Here is an 18704-nt window from a genome sequence, read left to right on the forward strand (position 1 = left end):
AGTCGGGTAGCCGCTTCTTCTTGATTGCCTCCACAAATGCTCGCCATAGCAAGCGGTGTGTGTTGGTGGAATTCCTGATAAATTGGGCAAAAAGTTTTACCTTTGGCCTCTCAAAACTAGAACAGCTTTCGACGAATGCGTTTTTTTCAGAAGAATACCACGCTCTTTGCCCGACTCGGCTATTTCATATCCATTGTTATCCTATTGATTCTTTCGGTCATTGCCATTGAATTTTTTGTTGGCAACGGCGACGGTATTTGGTTTGATTATGATTTAAGGCTCATTGGTTTTCGGGTGGTGGCGTGGGCTGTCGGATTGGTCAGTCTTTATTTGTTGATTCGGCAAAGTCCCCCCGTGGTTCAAAATATTTTGCTGTCATTGACCAGCGTATTTTTTGTGATTTACGGGATAGAAACCGTCGTGGGGTGGATTCATGATGCGGGCCAAAAAGCCCCCGCCGCCAACCAGCCCCAATATGCGGGCCCTGCGTATGATTCGAGCTACGCGTTTGATGAATTCTTGGGTCGAAAACCCATCCCGAACCACAACTTTAAATGGGTCAAAACGCTGAATGGCAAGCCAGTGATAGATGTGGTGATGCACGTAGACTCGTTTTCGCGGCGCATTACTCCCTTTGCCGATAGCCTCAACGCCCAACGCAATCGCTATGCGTTGTTTTTTGGATGTTCGTTCACCTACGGCGACGCGGTGGCCGACAACGAAACCATGCCCTATTATTTTCAGAGAAACAACTCGGCTTTTCAGGCGTACAATTACGGTTTTTTTGGGTACTCACCACGCCACATGCTGGCCCGTTTGCAGCATCAAGACGTGACCAAACAAGTGACTCAAAAGCAGGGTTTTGCCGTTTATACCTATATTGAAGACCACGTCAACCGAGCCATTCCGTCGGCGGGTTGGATTGGCATGTACGATGGATATTTTCCAGATATTGATGAATCTTCGATGCAAACCAATGGGGTGTATCGTTTTGTTCATCCGCTCAAATACCGCTTTGGGATGATGGTTTTCAAAAGCAAAGTCCGTCAGCATTTTGCCATGGATTTTCCGTTTGCATACCGTCCAAAAGATTATGAACTTACCGCCAATCTCATCAAAAAATCGCAAGAAGAATACAAAAAACAGTTTAAAAATGACGATTTTTATGTGGTTTTGTACCCAGATGCGCTGAAAAAAGATTCCCCCATGCTTGGGTTGCTGAAAGAGCGGGGCATTAAGGTCATTGATTTTAGAAATTTGTTTCCTTATCCGTCAAAGAAATACCAATTGCAACACGATGGGCACCCCAATCCAGAAGCACATCGACTGTTGATGGAAGAACTGTCCAAAGAGTTGAAAACGAAAGGGGTTATTTAGCCTTCGTTTGACAAAATAACCGAGTCGTATCATCGTATGCTTCAGATAGAACCGTTTGATTTACAGGGTATAAGCCAAGTGGCGCAGCGGCTCATTCAAGCCTGCCAGACAAGCCCAGTGTGGTTGTTTAAAGGCCAAATGGGGGCGGGAAAAACCACGCTCATCAAAGCTATTTGCCAGCATTTAGGGGTCGTAAATACCGTACAAAGTCCTACTTTTTCCATTGTAAATGAATACCTTACCACGAGCGGAGAGGCTATTTATCATTTCGACTGTTATCGGTTAAAAAACACCGCCGAAGCCTACGACATTGGATTGGAAGAATACCTCGATTCGGGCAATTTGTGTTTGATTGAATGGCCCGATAAAATTGCCGACTTGCTCCCCGACCGATTTGTTACCATTTCTATCAAAGAAACCGTGAACGGGAAGCGGGAAATAATAGTTACCGATAACAACACAGACACGAACGATTAAACACTTTTTACAGAAATGACAGGTTTTGGAGAATTGGCTCAACAAACCGCTCTTTACCCACAGGAAGCACTGGCACCCGTCAAAGTGGGTCAACAAAGTTTGTTGATCGGACTGCCAAAGGAGGTGTCATTGCAGGAAAATCGGATTGCCCTAACGCCCGAAGCGGTTGCTATTTTGGTGCGCAACGGGCATCAGGTAGTGGTAGAAAAAGGAGCGGGAGAAGGCGCTCAATTTCCCGACCACGAGTACAGCGAAGCAGGCGCTCAGATTGCGTATTCGCCGCAGGAAGTTTATACATCGGACCTGATTTTGAAAATTGAGCCTTTGGTTGAGCAAGAATTTACGCACCTCAAAAACGGTCAAAAGATTATTTCAGCCCTCAATTTGCCCACGCGAGAACGTTCGTATTTTGAATTTTTGAACGAAAAGCACATCACTGGCATTAGTTACGAATACATCGAAGATAAAGTAGGCGGATTGCCCGTCATTCGGTCGTTGAGCGAGATTGTCGGGAGTACCGTCATGTTGATTGCGGCCGAATACCTCAGCAGTGCCAACAACGGGCGCGGAATTATTATGGGCGGAATTACGGGCGTACCACCCACCAAGGTGGTCGTTATCGGGGCAGGAACCGTGGCCGAATACGCCGCTCGTACTGCCTTGGCTTTGGGGGCAGAAATTAAGATTTTTGACCAACATATTTACCGCCTTCAGCGCCTCAAATACGCCATTGGTCAAAATATTTATACCTCAATCATTGAGACAGATACGCTGGCGGAGGCCATTCAGCGGGCCGATGTGGTGATTGGCGCGCTGCGCCCCAACGACGGCTACAGCCCAAGCATCGTTACCGAAGAGATGGTGTCAAGGATGAAGCCCAATTCGGTCATTATTGACGTATCCATTGACCAGGGCGGCTGCATCGAAACTTCGCGCATTACGACCCACAAAGACCCCATTTATCGGGCTCACGATGTAATTCATTATTGTGTTCCCAACATCGCGTCGCGGGTAGCACATACGGCGAGCATGGCGTTGAGTAATGTGTTCTTGCCCATGCTGCTACGGGCAGGAAATACGGGTGGTATTGAACAAATGATGTACGCAAATCGTTGGTTTAGCAAGGGTGTTTACTGCCACGGTGGTATGCTCACCAATCCGATTATTGCCAAAAAATTCAACATGCGCCACAAAGATTTAAGTCTGTTGCTGGCCGCAAGAATGTAAAATGAGGAGCGAGTAGTGAGAATAATTCCATTCTCACTACTCGCTCCTCACTTCTGAAAAATTATGATTAATAACAGTAACGAAAACACGTTAATGGACGATGCCAATTCGCCAGAAGTCAATCGACGGCTTTTGGGATTGATATCGCAGGATTTTGTTAAAATTTCCGACCAATTAAAAGAGGCTTCGTACCAGATTCGCAAAAGAGGATTTTCCGAAAATCCCATTTTTGTGGCGGTACAAAACAACCTTGATTTAGGGATTTTATTGATTGCCCAAAACGAACTGGATAACGAATGGTCGTACCGGGCTTCTTTTTTGGATGAGTTTACGCAGCGAGGATTAGTCGGTCCCGAAGCGGTAGAAATGTTTAAAGAAAACTACCGCAATCCCGACGAATATTGCTGTTTGTTCGTCATTCAGGGAGATTTTGCGGGATTTGTTTTCATCCCCTTTCCCGAAGATTAATTCCATAGGGGCGAGGTTGCGGAGGCGTTCCGCTTGCCCCGCCCTTTTTGTTTGCCCTCACACAACGGCAGGTGCTGGCACAATCATCTTAAAAGCGCTCGGAATAAGAATGGCTTTTACTTCGTTTACCTTACCCAAATATTCTCCATCTACCTGAAAATGGACTTTTTTGGCGGACTTCATTCTCAATGCGTCAGTTTGGAAGATTTCTACGGTTTCAGAATTATAAGAAGCGTGAAAAAAGACCATCTTAAACAATTCTCGTACCGCTAGTTTTTTAATCACCACCACTTCAAATAATTCATCTTCCAACGTACCGACTGGGTTGATAAGCGCCCCTGTACCGTATTTGGTCGCGTTGGCAATGACAATCATGGCGGCTTTCATTTTAATGGCTTTTTGGTCAATTTGGAGTTCAACTTCCATCTTTGGGTTTTGCCACAAAACCTTCAGGGAAGCAATCAAATACCCCCACATTCCGCGTACCTTCTGAAGTTTAAACTTTTTCATGGCGTAGGCGTTCAGGCCAATGTCACTGAGGTGAAGGCACAGCTCGCCATTAATGACCGTCGTGTGAATCGTCTTAGTGATTCCCGTAATCAACACCTCCAATGCCTGCGCGGGATTGTCGGTGATTCCCAATTCGTACGCTAGTCCATTGGCGGAGCCTGCGGGCAAAATGCCCAATGAGATGTTGGTGTGTAAAATACATTCGGCCGCTAATTTGATGGTGCCATCTCCCCCAACCGCCACTACCCGTTGGGGAGAAAACTGCTCTATTTTATCCTTTATTTTGGCGATATTGGCGCTTTTGGTGAGTTTATACAATTCAATCGTGTGATTCAGGGGGGCAAAAAAGTTGGTTATTTCCTGCGCCCAATCTCTGGTGTTGCGCCCAGAACCGGGGTTGAGGATAAAAAATATTTTGTAGCTTTCGGGGGTTGTCATGGGTGGATAAAAGTTGCGATGAACTGCTATAATTTAGTAAATTGCTGAAGATGGAACACAAAGTAAATAATTCTGACGTATCTGTGAAGGTTTATCACGGATATGGCCACCAAGAAAATATGATTTTGTATGGTCATGTGCTGTCGGGCAAAAAAGTAGTTCGACGCAGGTACACTACCAATGTTTTAAAGAATGTACTCCATTTGATAAAATTATTTTTTGTTACACCCGTTCCGGGAGTCCGAGTGCAATTAGAATGGGGCAAACAAAAATTTTACACCACTACCGAAAAAGACGGTTTTTTTAAATTTGAATGGCAATCGACGGCCAATGTAGACGCGGGGTGGCACCTTTTAAAAGTACACTTACTCAACGAACAAGGGCAACTCACGGCCACGGGTGAAGGTAAAATTTTCGTGCCACACTCTACGCAATACGGATTTATATCCGACATTGACGATACGGTACTGGTTTCACACTCGGCCGATACGGGAAAAAAATTAAGGGTAATGTTTACCAAAAACCCCCGCAGCCGTAAAACATTTGCCGATGTAGTACGATTTTACAAACTCCTCGCATTTGCGCACACGGAGCCTGATTTACCTAACCCTTTTTTCTACGTATCCAGTAGTGAGTGGAATCTGTACGATGATTTGAATGAATTTTTCAAACACAATGGATTGCCAAAAGGAGCTTTTTTGCTCAATAAAATAAAAAGATGGTACGAGTTGCTGCAAACGGGGGCCACGAAGCACCAAGGGAAATTGATGCGGGTGGTGCGGATTTTTGAGGCTTTTCCCAAACAAAGATTTGTGTTGTTGGGCGATAATTCTCAAAAAGACCCCGAGATTTATGCGCTGTTGGCCAATAAATATCCCGAAAGAATCATTGCCCTCTACATCAGAAATATAAGCCCCGAAAAGGAAGATTTTACCCGAACAGTCCTAGATTCGATTCAGGATAAAAGCATATATACCTGCCTTTTTAAACACACCGACGAAGCCATCCTCCATTCAAAATCAGTGGGGTTACTTGATTGAGTCGTTGCAAATGCTTAATAATGAAGACTTTAAACTTAACTAAACACTTAATACTCACTACCCATTTATGCTGATTATTGATGCCCACTTAGACATGGCGATGAATGCCGTTGAATGGAACCGCGACTATACCTGTACGGTACAGGAACTTCGGGAGCGCGAAATTGAAAAAAATCTTTCGGACAAACGCGATCGGGGCAAAGGCACGGTTTCGCTGCCTGACTTGAGAAAGGGCAACGTGGGTTTGGTGGTGGCTACCCAATTGGCGCGGGTTACCCAACGTGGAAGTGCCTTTGACGGATGGTATTCGCCCGCGCAGGCTTGGGCCATGACCCAGGCGCAGGTGGCGTGGTATCAGGCCATGGTTGATTTGGGGGAAATGGTTCAGATAACCAATGCCACAGAGCTAGATTCGCACATTGTACTTTGGGAAAATACCGAACTCCCCAACGATAAAAAGCCCGTGGGATTTATTCTTTCGTTGGAAGGGGCCGATTCGCTCATTAACCTTTCGTATCTGGAAAAAGCCTACGGTTATGGCTTACGAGCCATTGGTCCAGCTTGGTACGGCTCTGGTCGGTATGCGTCGGGGACGGGTACAACCGACGGGTTGACGGCTGCGGGCAAAGATTTGCTGCGTGAAATGGATGCACTGGGAATGATTCTGGATGCTACCCACCTCACCGATAAGGGTTTCGATGAAGCTTTAGCCCTTTTTAAAGGCCCTGTTTGGGCAAGCCACCATAATTGCCGGGCGTTGGTGCCGCATCAGCGACAGCTTACCGATGAGCAAATTTTGCGGCTGGCTGAGCGCGGTGCGGTCATTGGCGGTGCGTTGGATGCTTGGATGATGGCCCCGGGTTTTTTGCAGCGACAATCAGACCCAAAAGCGTTTGGGGTAACGATGTCAAAACTGGTAGACCATTGGGATCATATCTGCCAGTTGACAGGCAATAGCCTGCACGTTGCATTTGGAACAGATTTGGACGGAATGTTTGGTCGAGAGCAATCGCCTTATGATTTAGATACCATCGCCGACCTGCAATTGTACCAAGATTTGCTTCGTCAACGGGGATATGGGGAGGATGATTTAAAAAACATCTTTCACCAAAATTGGCTGCGGTGCCTGAAGCAAGCTTGGCAAAACAATATTTTATAAAAAGTTGTTATCGCGATAAAACATGATTGTAAGCATTTGATATGTCCAAATTTTAAGTGTATAAATGACATATTAAAAAAAATTAATAAATAGTGCATATAACTTAATGGAAATTTAAAAATTACCTATAATTTGCGTTTGAGTAATTAAACTAATCCAATTTATTGTATGCGTAAAGCTCTATTTATGAGCCTTTTATCGGCATTGGTCGGTATAGGGCAATTGATAGCGCAGGACAGAACCCTGTCAGGTACTATCAAAGACGAAACCGGGCAAGCCCTGCCCGGCGTGAATGTTCTTCTCAAAGGCACCAATCGCGGAACAAATTCCGACGGTGAGGGTGCCTTTAAATTGTCGGTTCCTGCTTCTGGAACACTGGTGTTTTCATCGGTTGGTTATTTGACCAAGGAAGTGGAATTGGGTGCGGCAACAGTCATTAACGTTCAAATGGAAACCGATGCCCGGACCCTCAGCGAAGTGGTGGTGACGGCGTTGGGTATCTCCAAAGATCAGAAAGTATTGAGCTATGCTACCCAAACGGTGCAAGTAGCCAATATCTCCAAAGCCCGTGAATTAAACGTAGCCAACTCTCTGGCGGGTAGAGTAGCCAACCTCGACATCGTTCGTTCTTCTTCGGGCGTGGGTGGTTCTTCGCGGGTTGTTTTACGCGGTGATCGTTCTATCACTGGTAACAACCAAGCCCTGATTGTGATTGACGGGGTGCCGATGGACAACTCAAACTTCAGTCCCGGCAATGCCAACGGCGGTCGCGACGGAGGGGACGGACTTTCCAGCGTTAACCCCGATGATATTGAGTCTATCAACGTACTGAGCGGAGCTTCGGCCACGGCCCTTTACGGTAGCCGCGCTGCCAACGGTGCCTTGATTATTAGTACTAAAAAAGGAGCCGTTCGCAAAGGATTCGGCGTAACCATCAACAGCTCTTTTCAAGCAGAGCAGGCCATGGTTTTGCAAAAGTTTCAGGATGAATACGGTCAAGGAAGTGCGGGTGTTTATAACCGCGCCAGTGAATTCAGCTGGGGACCCAAAATGACTGGACAATCGGTGGCTCTTTGGGGGCCTGATCCTGCCAATGCTTCCAAAACGTACAACATGAATGCCAATCCTGGAAGTTACAAGGATTTCTACTCGACGGGTTCTCAAATCTCCAACTCCATCGCGTTTTCGGGAGGAAGTGAAAAGACCCAGACCTATTTTTCTTACACAAACGTAGGAGCAACGGGTATTGTTGACAACAACAAGTTGAAGCGTAACAACCTCAACCTGCGTATCTCAAATCAAATTGGCGAACGCCTTTCACTCGATACTAAAATCACCTATCTGAGCGAAAAAATTGACAATCGTCAACAAACGGGAGAGGCGTTTGCCAACTTGCAGCGCCATATTCTGCGGATGCCGCGCAACATTTCGTTGGAGCAAGCGCAACAATTTGAATACATTGATCCCGTAACTGGTAATCTTCGCCAGAACTTCTGGAATCCGGGCTCAAACGGTGGACAAAACCCTTACTGGATTAAAAACCGCGTCATTGCGGCCGATAATCGCGACCGTATCACGGGCTTTACTTCGTTGACCTATAAGTTAACCTCGGCCCTCAAAATCATGGCGCGGGGCGGGATAGACCGCTACGTGGATAAGTTTGAAGGAAAATGGTACAATAACACCTATACCATCGCTGACAACGGTGATTATCAAACCAACTGGCGCGAAGTAAGCGAGCAAAACTATGATTTGTTTGCCATGTACGACAAGAAATTCTCGGATTTCATTGCCGTAAATGCCACCGTGGGGGGAAGTATTCAGCGCCGTAACCAATTGGATCAGAACACATCCAACGGTGGTTTGAACCGCGAGAACTTGTTCATCACCACCAACGCCCGCAATACCCAAACCACACGCGGTATCAACGAAACCGAAAAGCAGGGTATCTTCGCCACGGCTGATGTAACGTTTAAAAATGCCCTTACCGTAACCCTGACGGCCCGTAACGACTGGTCTTCGACCTTGCCCAAAGAAAGCCAATCGTATTTTTTCCCCGGGGTTGGATTTTCGGCCATTCTGTCAAACATGATTACGATGCCTGAGGCCATTTCGTTTGCAAAAGTTCGGGGCTCCTTTGCCCAAACGGGCAACGACGCCCGTCCATACTTGCTCAATCAAACCTATTCGTTTTTGCCTGGCGGTCCCAATGGATTTATCACTCGCGACGGAATCAAACCATTCCCTAATCTGAAACCTGAGTTGACCACCGCGCTTGAGTTTGGTTTGCAGATGAAATTCCTCAACAACCGTTTCGGGTTTGACTTAGGTTGGTACAACAGTGATTCTAAAAACCAGTTGTTCCAAGTGGCCATTCCTCCAGCTTCGGGTTGGTCATCGGAGTTTATCAACGCAGGTTTGGTTAACAATAAAGGAGTGGAACTTACCCTCAACGCTACGCCCGTACAGGCGGGAGATTTCCGTTGGGACATTGACTTGAACTACGCGAAAAACGTCAACAAATTGGTGGAGTTGACCCCTGAATTGAAAGAATTGAACTTGACCAATGACTTTATGAACAACATCCGCGCGATTGAAGGCCAGCCATTGGGTCAGGTGTTCAGCCGTGGATACGTTCGGAATGCGTCAGGACAAGTGATTGTCGGCACCGATGGTTTACCGCAAATTACGGCTGGTACGACCGTGTATTTAGGAAACTCACGCCCTGATTGGACGGGTGGTTTGAGCAACCGGATTACCTACAAAAATCTGGCCTTGAACTTCCTCATCAGCGCTCGTATGGGTGGCGTGGTAACTTCATTTACCAATGCCGTAATTTATGCCGACGGGGTAACCGAAGAAACCCTCGCTGGGCGCGACAGCTACACCTTCCCAGGCGTAAAAGCAGACGGCTCTGCCAACAATATTGCCACTACTGCCGAGCGTTATTGGTTGAAAGTAGGCGGACGTAACACCCCTGCCGGTGAGGTGTTTACGTACAGTGCCTCCAACATTCGTTTGAGAGAAGTAGCCTTGAGCTATAACTTACCATCGGGTTTGTTGCAGAAAACACCTTTCCAAGGAGCTTCGCTTTCGTTGGTGGGTCGTAACCTGTTTTTCTTCCTAAACAAAGCAAAAGGTTTTGACCCTGAACTCACCGCTGGCGCCCAAAATACCACGGTTGGTTTGGAATCCTTCTCGATGCCTTCAACGCGTACATTTGGTGTCAATTTGAACCTCTCTTTCTAACCATTGACGTTTAATTTTTGGGATCAAACATTGTTTAACATTACAAATAGAGACAAAATGAAAATTTTCAAAAAACTTGTCATTCCGGTTGGTATGCTGCTGACGGCTTCGGTTGGGTTTTATGCCTGTACTGATAAGTTTGAAACGCTCAATACCGATAAAACAAAGCTGACTTCCATTGATAAGTCGGCCGTAGGAAATGCCTTTGCGGCGGCACAGTGGCGCGGCGTATTTGGCGACCGTGGGCCTTTTCAGTTGATGGAAAGTTTGTTTGCCGATTTGCACGCGCAATACTACGCCAACGTTGCCATCAACTTCCCTTCTGACCGAAACGTGATGGTGGGCAACTGGCTGAATGGTGCTTGGAACAACTTCTACGGACAGCAAATTCCGCCGCTTTTGGTGGTTTTGGATGCGACCAAGCCTGGCGGGCAGGCCGAAGATGCGGCCATTTTTGCGATGGCTTCCATCTGGAAAGTACAGATGTATCTCCCCATGACCGATTATTGGGGCGCGATTCCGTACTCAAAAGTGGGCAGCGGCGAAAAAGTTGTGGAGTATGATAGCCAGGAGTTTATCTACAAAGACTTCCTGACTACGCTCAAAGCGGCGGTGACTGAACTGCAAAAATCCAAAGGCAAAACCATTTTGGGGAACAACGACCAAATGTATGGCGGCAATGTGGATCGTTGGATTAAATTTGCCAACACCATGCGTTTGCGTTTGGCCATTCGCATGTCAAAAGTAGACCCTGCCTTGGCTAAAACGGAAGCAGAAGCTGCCGTTGCTGCGGGTACATTGGAAACAAACGCCGATGATGCTTTCATCAAAGTAACGGCCAACTCACCCAACCCGCTCGGTGGTATCACGGCATGGAATGAGTTCCGGATGAGTGCGGCCATGGAAAGTACGCTGAAAGGCTACAAAGACCCACGGATTAGCAAGTTTTTTAGTCCTGTGTCGGGCGATACCTACAAAGGATTGCGTAATGGGTATTCGCAGGTGCAATTGGGCTTGCCCGAAAATGCGCCGGGAGCCAATTCAAACGTAGCGCCTGCTTTTCAGGATGCCGCGCGTTTTACGCAGCCTTGGGGTATTATGTTTGCTTCCGAAGCTCATTTCCTCCGCGCCGAAGGGGCGCTGAATGGCTGGAGCATGGGTGGAACGGCCAAAGATTTGTATGAAAAAGGAATTACGCTTTCGATGACCCAGTGGGGAATCACCGACGCTGCTGCGATTGCCGCTTACACCGCTGGCACTTCTACGCCCGTCGCCTTAAATGATGTGGTAAAAAGCCCCGGCATGACCGACATTCCCGTAAAATGGGAAGCCACTGCCGCCAAGCAGCGTGAGCAAATATTGACCCAAAAATGGTTGGCATTGTTTCCGTACGGTTTTGAAGCTTGGGCCGAATACCGTCGTTCAGGATTCCCTAAATTGTATCCTCGGGTAAATTCAGATGACCCTGAGGTGCCAGTGGGCAGTATTGTACGCAGAGCACCGTTTGTAGCGGGCGAGATCAGCACCAACAAGGCTGGCGTTGATTCTGGCGTATCCAAATTGGGTGGCGCGGATAAATCAACGACCCGTTTGTGGTGGGATAAACCTTAATGATTTGTGTGAAGATAAATGACCGAAACGGGCGAGAAATCGCCCGTTTTTGGTTTAATACTCAATTTCTTCGTCCCGGAGCAGTTGGGCAAGATTCAGGATGCAATCATCTAATAACGGAATGTTTTCATCGTAATTGACTAAATACCAAGGCGCATTGGGAGTAATGACAAAAATCTTCTTGGTTTGGGTGGTGATCCAAATGACTTTTTCGACACCAAAATCAAGCATTTTCTGCGATTTGTTCAACATGTACTCTAGGTCACTCGTGAGGCCAGTTCCTTCCAGAGCTATTTTAATGTCGACCTCAACGACAATTTTGGGGGCTACGTCAAAGTATTTATCGGTCAACGTAATTTTCTCTTTTTCAAAAACGGCAATATCGTTGGCTAGATTACTCTCCGAATTTACATGCAGCCCTGACTCATTGGAGGCTACTAAATATTTTTTTCGATTGATACGAACCCCAATATAAAGACCAATTAAATAGACAAGAACTGCCTGCAATGAACTGCTGCCCTTAATTTCTTCGAATGTTTTTTTTTCTGATAATACCTCTAAATAGCCACGATAAGGCAGGACTTGCCCGTCAAGCTCCTCATAGACGAGATGCGCGGGAATTTTAAGGATTTTTGGGCGGCGTTTGGTGGCAATAACAACCATAGCGTTTTCTTTTTTTGACAATTTTACTCAAAAAAAACGGCATAAACCAAGCCGAAATTTTATCTTGCATTCTCCAATAACCTCGTAGATACCAATGAGTCAGGTTCATTTTTTATCCCTAAAACATGGGTTGTTTATTGGCCTGTTTTTGGTATTAATCCAAGCTCCAAAGGCCCAAAATGCGGTTGTTCGTGAAACAACGCAAACCCTTACCACTTATCCGTTTTCGGACCCTGACCCCGTGCCCCAGCCAGGGCGGGTGTATCCTTATTTTAGGTATGATGGCTACACCTCCCAACCCGTGATGAAAGAATGGAAGTTTATTGAACTGGAAAACGACTACATCAAAGTATACATCACCCCCGAAATCGGTGGGAAGATTTGGGGGGCGTATGAGAAATCAACCAACTACCCTTTTATCTATTTCAACCACGTGGTCAAATTCAGAGACGTGGCCATGCGCGGGGCGTGGACGTCGGGTGGGATAGAAATCAACTTCGGGGATATTGGTCACGCGGCTACGGTCTCGGCACCCGTCGATTATTTTACCCGAACTAATGATGATGGCAGCGTCAGTTGCTTTTTGGGTGCTTGGGATTGGTCAGCCCGCACGCGCTGGATGGTAGAAGTAAATTTGCCGAAAGACAAAGCCTACTTTACGACCAAATCGCATTGGTACAACGCAACACCCTTTGAAACAAGTTATTATCATTGGATGAATGCGGGTTTCAAAGCCGCTGGTAATCTTGAATTTGTTTTTCCGGGTACAAATTACATCGGTCACAACGGTGAGGCGGGCACGTGGCCGCGTGATTCGTTGGGCAGAAACCTGAATTTTTACGAACAAAACAACTTCGGTTCTTATAAATCTTATCATGTGTTGGGAAAGAACACCGATTTTTTCGGCGGTTTTTGGCACAACGACAACATGGGTTTTGCCCGATATTCGCCTTACCACGAGAAATTGGGCAAAAAAATATGGATTTGGGGCCTTTCGCGCCAGGGTATGATCTGGGAAAAACTCCTGACCGATACCGACGGGCAGTATGTGGAATTACAATCGGGGCGGTTGTTCAATCAGGCTTCCGAAGGCAGTATGTACAGTCCTTTTAAGCACGTGTCATTCATGCCCTACACGCATGACAGTTGGACGGAATACTGGTTTCCCGTCAAAAATACCCGTGGCCTGACCCACGCCACGCCGCAGGGTGCGATGAATCTGCGCGTGCAGGATGGTTGGCTTAAACTGGATTATTGCGCAGTCTCGACAGTGCAGGATACATTGAAAGTACTGGAAGGGAATACGCTTGTTTTTGCAAAAAAAATGGCTTTAAAACCGCTCGAAATGGTGCGTGATTCGGTAAAGTGGACAGGGGATACCGAGAAACTTGCGATTCGTCTGGGAAATGAAATTATTGCTGATGGACAACCAACTGCCACTCGCCGTCCATTGGAAGCACCAAAAGATTTTGATTGGAATTCCGAATATGGGTTGTATATGCGCGGAAAAGATTTGATGAATCAGCGAAAATATGAAGAAGCAGCAACGTATTTCAATAAGGTGTTGGAAAAAAATAAATACCATGTGGATGCCTTAGCCGATTTAGCAGAAATCTATATGTGCAGAAAAGGGCATCCTACCATGACCCCTGAGCTTATTTCAAGGGCACTTTCAGTAAATGCGTATCATCCTAAAGCAAATTATCTTAGGGGAATTATGGCTGATAATGCCAGGGCTTATGATGTCTTAGGAGTAGCGGCTATGGATGCCTCTTACCGTTCGCCTGCTTTAACTCAATCGGCTATCAGGGCTATTCGCAGTAATGATTTGTTAAAAGCTGCGCTCTACGTTCAACAGGCGATTGAGGCCAATAGCCATAATGCAGATGCCCTTCAGTTAGAGATTGTTACGGCCAGAAAGACCGGGCAGAATGCAAAAGCATTGAAATTAAGTAAACAATTGTTGAATGAAGATCCGCTAAACCATTTTGCCCGCTTTGAACAGTATTTAATTACCAAAACGGAAGAAGATAAAGAGCAGTTTCGGAGCCTCATCCGAAGTGAATTACCTCATGAGACTTTTCTCGAAATCGCCATCTGGTATGATAAATTAGGTTTGTTTGAAGAAGGACTTAAGGTGCTGGAAATGGCACCACAAGAAGTCATGGTGCTTTTATGGAAAAGCGGATTATTAAACCAAATAAATAAAGGGGAGGAGGCAAGACGGATGATTCAGGAAGCAGGTAAAATGTCACCCAAAGGGGTTTTCCCTTTTCGTTATGAGGATACTGCGGTACTTCCCCTATCAAGTTCAAATTGGAAAATGGAGTATTATCGCAATCTGTATAATTGGGCACTTAATTTTATGGATGTGAAGTACACTTTTAGAGACTTTGATGTAACTCCGGTCTCTGATTATGTACCATTTTATTTAACAAAAGCCGAAGTGTTTAAAGACCAAAGAGTTATAGTACAAAGAGCCTTGGAAAACGCCTACAAACTGGAACCCCACAACTGGCGCGTCGTAAAAGCGCTGTCAGATTTCTACGCCGCCAACGGGCAATTGAAAAAAGCATTGGATATCAATGAGTCAAGACTTTCCAAGTTTTTGAAACTTGGAAAGTCTGCCAATCTACAATCAGAGTTGCCCGACCACGAAGTGTATATTTTGGGGCAACAACGGGCGCGGTTGCTCCTGAAATTGGAGCGCTACAAAGACTGCATTGGGCTGATGCAATCCTTGAATATTTTGCCTAATGAAGGCGCAGCAGGAGCTCATGCGTTGTTTCGTGAGGCCAATATTCGATACGCCGCCGAATTGTCCAACCGAAAAAAATACAAAGAAGCACAACGCTATCTGGAACAGGCCGAAACATGGCCCGAAAATCTGGGCTCGGGAGAACCTTACGACCCAGACAACCGCCTGACGAATTATTTGAAAAAGTTTATGAATCAAAAACTTAAAAATAGAGAACCCGACGCGGTCGATTTATTGAAATTGAGCAAAGGTCTTTCATCCAAAGAATTTGATTTACTGAAACTGTTTGAATAAGCTAAAATTCGTGACAAGCACCGATAAAATATTCCCCAAGGTTTGTTTTTTAACTTTCGTAACTACTTGAAATTTACGTAGATGTCTACTTTTAAATGCTTTTTTGTGCTTGCCTTGGGGTCGATTGTGGCATCATGCCGTCCCGATTCTGATACCCTGTTTACCCGCTTAGATGCCGACGATACGGGGGTGACCTTCAATAATTTTGTGGAAGAAGACGCCGATAACAATGTACTAGGCTACGGTTATTTCTATAATGGTGGGGGAGTGGCGGCGGGTGATTTTAACAACGACGGCCTTGTTGACCTGTATTTTACGGGAAATATGGTGGCCGATAAATTGTACCTGAATTTGACGAAAAAAGGCGAAGGTATCACTTTCGAAGACATTACCGAAGCCGCAGGAATCAAACACAGCGGGTGGAAAACGGGCGTGTCGGTCGTTGACATAAACAACGACGGCTGGCTGGATATTTACGTTTCTCGCTCTGGGGCCGAAGACCCGAATTTGCGTCGTAATCTATTGTATATCAATCAAGGCAAAGTCGAAAATGGGGTAAGTTTTGTTGAAAAAGCGGCTGAATATGGTCTCGATGACCCTTCATACACCACGCAGACCGCGTTTTTTGATTACGATAAAGACGGAGATTTAGACTGCTTTTTGTTGAACCATTCGGTGCAAGAATACGCGGGTTTTAGCAATTTGATTGCGCAATACCGAGAGCAAACCGATACCCGTTACGGGAGTAAATTGATGAGAAATGACGCGGAAAAATTCGTGGATGTATCACGCGAAATGGGCTTGATTAACAACGTATTAAGCTTTGGTTTAGGGCTGAATGTGACGGATTTAAACAACGATGGATGGCTGGATTTATACGTATCTAACGACTACAACGAGAACGATTATTTATACATTAACCAGCAGGGAAAAGGCTTTAAAGAGTCTATTCGGGAAGCAATGGGACACACTTCTCTCTATTCGATGGGCACCGATGCCGCCGATGTCAACAACGACGGATGGATGGACATTGTGACGCTGGACATGCTGCCCGCCCAAAACGAACGCATCAAACTCACAGCGGGAGATGATAATTACGATAAATACCAATCCCTTATTCGGGCGGGCTTTCACCAGCAGACGATGCGGAACATGTTGCAGTTGAATACTGGCCCTCAGTTAGGGGGAGGAGTCGGATTTTCTGAAATCGGGCAATTGGCGGGGATTTCCAATACGGATTGGAGTTGGTCGGCGCTGTTTGCAGACTTTGACAATGACGGATTCAACGACCTTTTTATCACCAATGGATACGCTCGAGATTATACCAACATGGAGTTTTTGAAATACTCGGCAGACCTACAGACTGAAATCGGACAAACGGGTAAAAATCCTGAAACGATGGACGTAATTGCCAAAATGCCCCCCATCAATGAGCCTAATTATATCTTCAAAAATAAAGGTTTTACGGAGCAAGGAACGTGGGCGGGTGGCTTTGACAACAAAATAAAAGAATGGGGGTTTGAGCAACCAGGGCAATCTAACGGGGCAGTTTATGCTGATTTGGACAACGACGGAGACTTGGACTTGGTGACAAACAATGTGAGCGAAAAAGTCTTTATTTATCAAAACAACGGACAGCAGAAAAGTCCGCAAAACTATCTTCAAGTGCTACTCAAAGCGCCCAACGAAGCCTTGAAAATCGGCGCAAAAGTACGCGTGTATTCCAAAAATTTGGCGCAGACGCAGGAGTTTCAGCCTGTTCGGGGGTTCCAGTCGGCGATGTACGTGCCGCTGCATTTTGGGCTGGGGAAAACAACAGAGATTGATTCATTGAGCGTCACTTGGGCCGATGGAAAATCATTTTCGGTCAAAGCCCCTAAAATCAACCAACGCCTTATCACGGATTATGCAGACGCCATTTTGCCCACTGCGGGCCTCTCTGCTTTCACCGCTCAGCGGCCACTGCTCACGCCAGTTTCGTCGTCCCTTTTTGCCCATTCGATTCCGTTGGTCAATGATTTTAAAATTCAGACGTTGTTGCCGCAAATGCTTTCGGGAGTTGGACCCTGCATGGCCAAAGGAGACATAAACGGCGATGGCCGTGAGGATGTGTACATCGGTGGCGGACGTGGGCAGGCAGGAGGATTGTTTGTCCAAACGACCACGGGTTTTGTCAACTCGTCACAGGTAGATTTTCAAAAAGATGCCGCGTTTGAGGATGCGAGTGCGGTATTTTTTGACGCCGACGGCGATACCGATTTAGATTTGGCGGTAGTCAGTGCGGGCTACGCCTTAACGCCCGTGGATTCGCTCCTGCAACCTCGTTTGTATTTTAATCAAAAAGGAAAATTTGTACGAGCAAAACTGTCAGACGAATTGAGCCAGTTACGCATCAACGCATCGGTCGTGGTAGCGGCAGATATTGACGCCGATGGCGACCAAGATTTGTTCATCGGGGCGCATTGCACACCCGGCAGGTATCCCGAGGCGCAAAAGTCGGTTTTACTACAAAATGATGGCAAAGGGAATTTTTCGGCAGTGCGTACTTTTTCACATTCGTCATTGGTAACGGGAGCGGCTTTTGCTGATGTAAATGGTGACAAAAAGCCTGATTTACTCCTTGCGGGTGAGTGGATGAAACCCACGGCGTATCTAAATCAAAACGGAAAATGGAATGAAGCTAAAGAAGCGACGAAATCGCTCACTTCTCAGCTGTCTTATGCACTCACAAAAGCGGATTTAGACAACGATGGAGACGATGATTTTGTGATTGGAAACATGGGCCTCAATACCCAATACCACGTTACGTCGGGCGACCAGCTAAAATTGTACTTTAACGATTTTTCAGGAAATGGCGGAATGTTGCCGTTGGTAGCGGTTACCGAGAATGGAAAAGAATACCCATATGCAGGCCGTGATGAATTGTTGGACCAAATCCCCGCCCTCAAAAAGAAATATTCTAGTTATGTGACTTACGCCAACGCCACCCTGTCTGAAATGTTGGGTGATGATTTGTTGAAGTCGGCGCGCCAATCTGATGCGCAAGAATTACGCACGGGAATCCTGTGGAACGAGCGTGGCCAATTCGTTTTCAAACCTTTGCCAATTGAAGCCCAATACGCTCCTGTATACGGTATTGAGGTGGTAGACATCGACAAAAATGGAAATCCAGACGTAATTTTGGGCGGCAATTTGGACCGGACCCGCGTTCGTTTGGGGAAAATTGACGCCAGTAAAGGACAGGTGTTTCTAAACGCAGGCAACCACGATTTTCGTTATGCCAATCAGGAAAAATCAGGTTTAAACATCCAAGGAGAGGTGCGTTCTATACGTGCCGTGGGTCCCTATTTATTGTTCGGAATTAACCACCAGTCAGTTCAAACGTATAGGTTGCCTTAAACCAGTAAAATTTAGGATTTTTGCCCAGATTCTT

12 protein-coding genes are annotated in these 18704 nt (G+C 46.2%); 10 read left to right on the top strand and 2 right to left on the bottom strand.

From position 1 onward, the window contains the following. Positions 1-135 precede the first annotated feature (135 nt). The 4 genes from DVG78_RS02545 to DVG78_RS02560 all read left to right on the top strand — a co-directional run bounded on the left by DVG78_RS02545 (position 136) and on the right by DVG78_RS02560 (position 3549). On the top strand, positions 136-1377 hold the full coding sequence (locus DVG78_RS02545; protein WP_114459480.1) for an SGNH/GDSL hydrolase family protein: 1242 nt from the start codon (positions 136-138) through the stop codon (positions 1375-1377). A 36-nt stretch (positions 1378-1413) separates the two neighbouring features. Continuing rightward, positions 1414-1854, top strand: a complete 441-nt coding sequence (tsaE, locus tag DVG78_RS02550; RefSeq protein WP_114459481.1) for a tRNA (adenosine(37)-N6)-threonylcarbamoyltransferase complex ATPase subunit type 1 TsaE — start codon at positions 1414-1416, stop codon at positions 1852-1854. Between the two features lie 15 nt (positions 1855-1869). Next, a complete protein-coding gene (locus tag DVG78_RS02555; RefSeq protein ID WP_114459482.1) occupies positions 1870-3081 on the top strand; it encodes an alanine dehydrogenase in 1212 nt (403 codons plus the stop codon). 63 nt (positions 3082-3144) lie between these two features. Further along, the gene (locus DVG78_RS02560) at positions 3145-3549 is read left to right on the top strand and encodes a hypothetical protein (protein WP_114066057.1); all 405 of its coding nucleotides are present in this window, start codon (positions 3145-3147) and stop codon (positions 3547-3549) included. Positions 3550-3606: 57 nt separating this feature from the next. Here DVG78_RS02560 and DVG78_RS02565 read toward each other — a convergent pair whose 3' ends face one another. After that, positions 3607-4497, bottom strand: coding sequence for a diacylglycerol/lipid kinase family protein (locus DVG78_RS02565; RefSeq protein ID WP_114459483.1), 891 nt, complete (start codon positions 4495-4497; stop codon positions 3607-3609). 50 nt (positions 4498-4547) lie between these two features. On the opposite strand from DVG78_RS02565, the gene DVG78_RS02570 reads away from it, so the two are divergent. The 4 genes from DVG78_RS02570 to DVG78_RS02585 all read left to right on the top strand — a co-directional run bounded on the left by DVG78_RS02570 (position 4548) and on the right by DVG78_RS02585 (position 11556). Then, on the top strand, positions 4548-5537 hold the full coding sequence (locus tag DVG78_RS02570; protein ID WP_114459484.1) for an App1 family protein phosphatidate phosphatase: 990 nt from the start codon (positions 4548-4550) through the stop codon (positions 5535-5537). Positions 5538-5604: 67 nt separating this feature from the next. Then, the gene (locus DVG78_RS02575; protein ID WP_114459485.1) at positions 5605-6696 is read left to right on the top strand and encodes a dipeptidase; all 1092 of its coding nucleotides are present in this window, start codon (positions 5605-5607) and stop codon (positions 6694-6696) included. A gap of 168 nt (positions 6697-6864) precedes the next feature. Continuing rightward, the gene (locus DVG78_RS02580) at positions 6865-9945 is read left to right on the top strand and encodes a SusC/RagA family TonB-linked outer membrane protein (RefSeq protein ID WP_114459486.1); all 3081 of its coding nucleotides are present in this window, start codon (positions 6865-6867) and stop codon (positions 9943-9945) included. A 57-nt stretch (positions 9946-10002) separates the two neighbouring features. Then, a complete protein-coding gene (locus DVG78_RS02585; RefSeq protein ID WP_114459618.1) occupies positions 10003-11556 on the top strand; it encodes a SusD/RagB family nutrient-binding outer membrane lipoprotein in 1554 nt (517 codons plus the stop codon). Positions 11557-11610: 54 nt separating this feature from the next. Here the strand turns inward: DVG78_RS02585 and DVG78_RS02590 are convergent, their stop codons facing one another. Next, positions 11611-12219 (bottom strand): Uma2 family endonuclease, encoded by a 609-nt coding sequence (locus DVG78_RS02590; RefSeq protein ID WP_114459619.1) that lies wholly within the window; start codon positions 12217-12219, stop codon positions 11611-11613. A 94-nt stretch (positions 12220-12313) separates the two neighbouring features. Between DVG78_RS02590 and DVG78_RS02595 the strand changes: the two genes are divergently transcribed. Together DVG78_RS02595 and DVG78_RS02600 are read left to right on the top strand one after the other, a co-directional pair. Further along, positions 12314-15271, top strand: a complete 2958-nt coding sequence (locus tag DVG78_RS02595; RefSeq protein WP_114459487.1) for a DUF5107 domain-containing protein — start codon at positions 12314-12316, stop codon at positions 15269-15271. Positions 15272-15352: 81 nt separating this feature from the next. Then, a complete protein-coding gene (locus DVG78_RS02600; protein ID WP_114459488.1) occupies positions 15353-18670 on the top strand; it encodes a VCBS repeat-containing protein in 3318 nt (1105 codons plus the stop codon). The last annotated feature ends 34 nt before the right edge of the window (positions 18671-18704 follow it).

This window comes from Runella aurantiaca (assembly GCF_003339505.1).
In the GTDB taxonomy this organism is placed as follows: domain Bacteria; phylum Bacteroidota; class Bacteroidia; order Cytophagales; family Spirosomataceae; genus Runella; species Runella aurantiaca.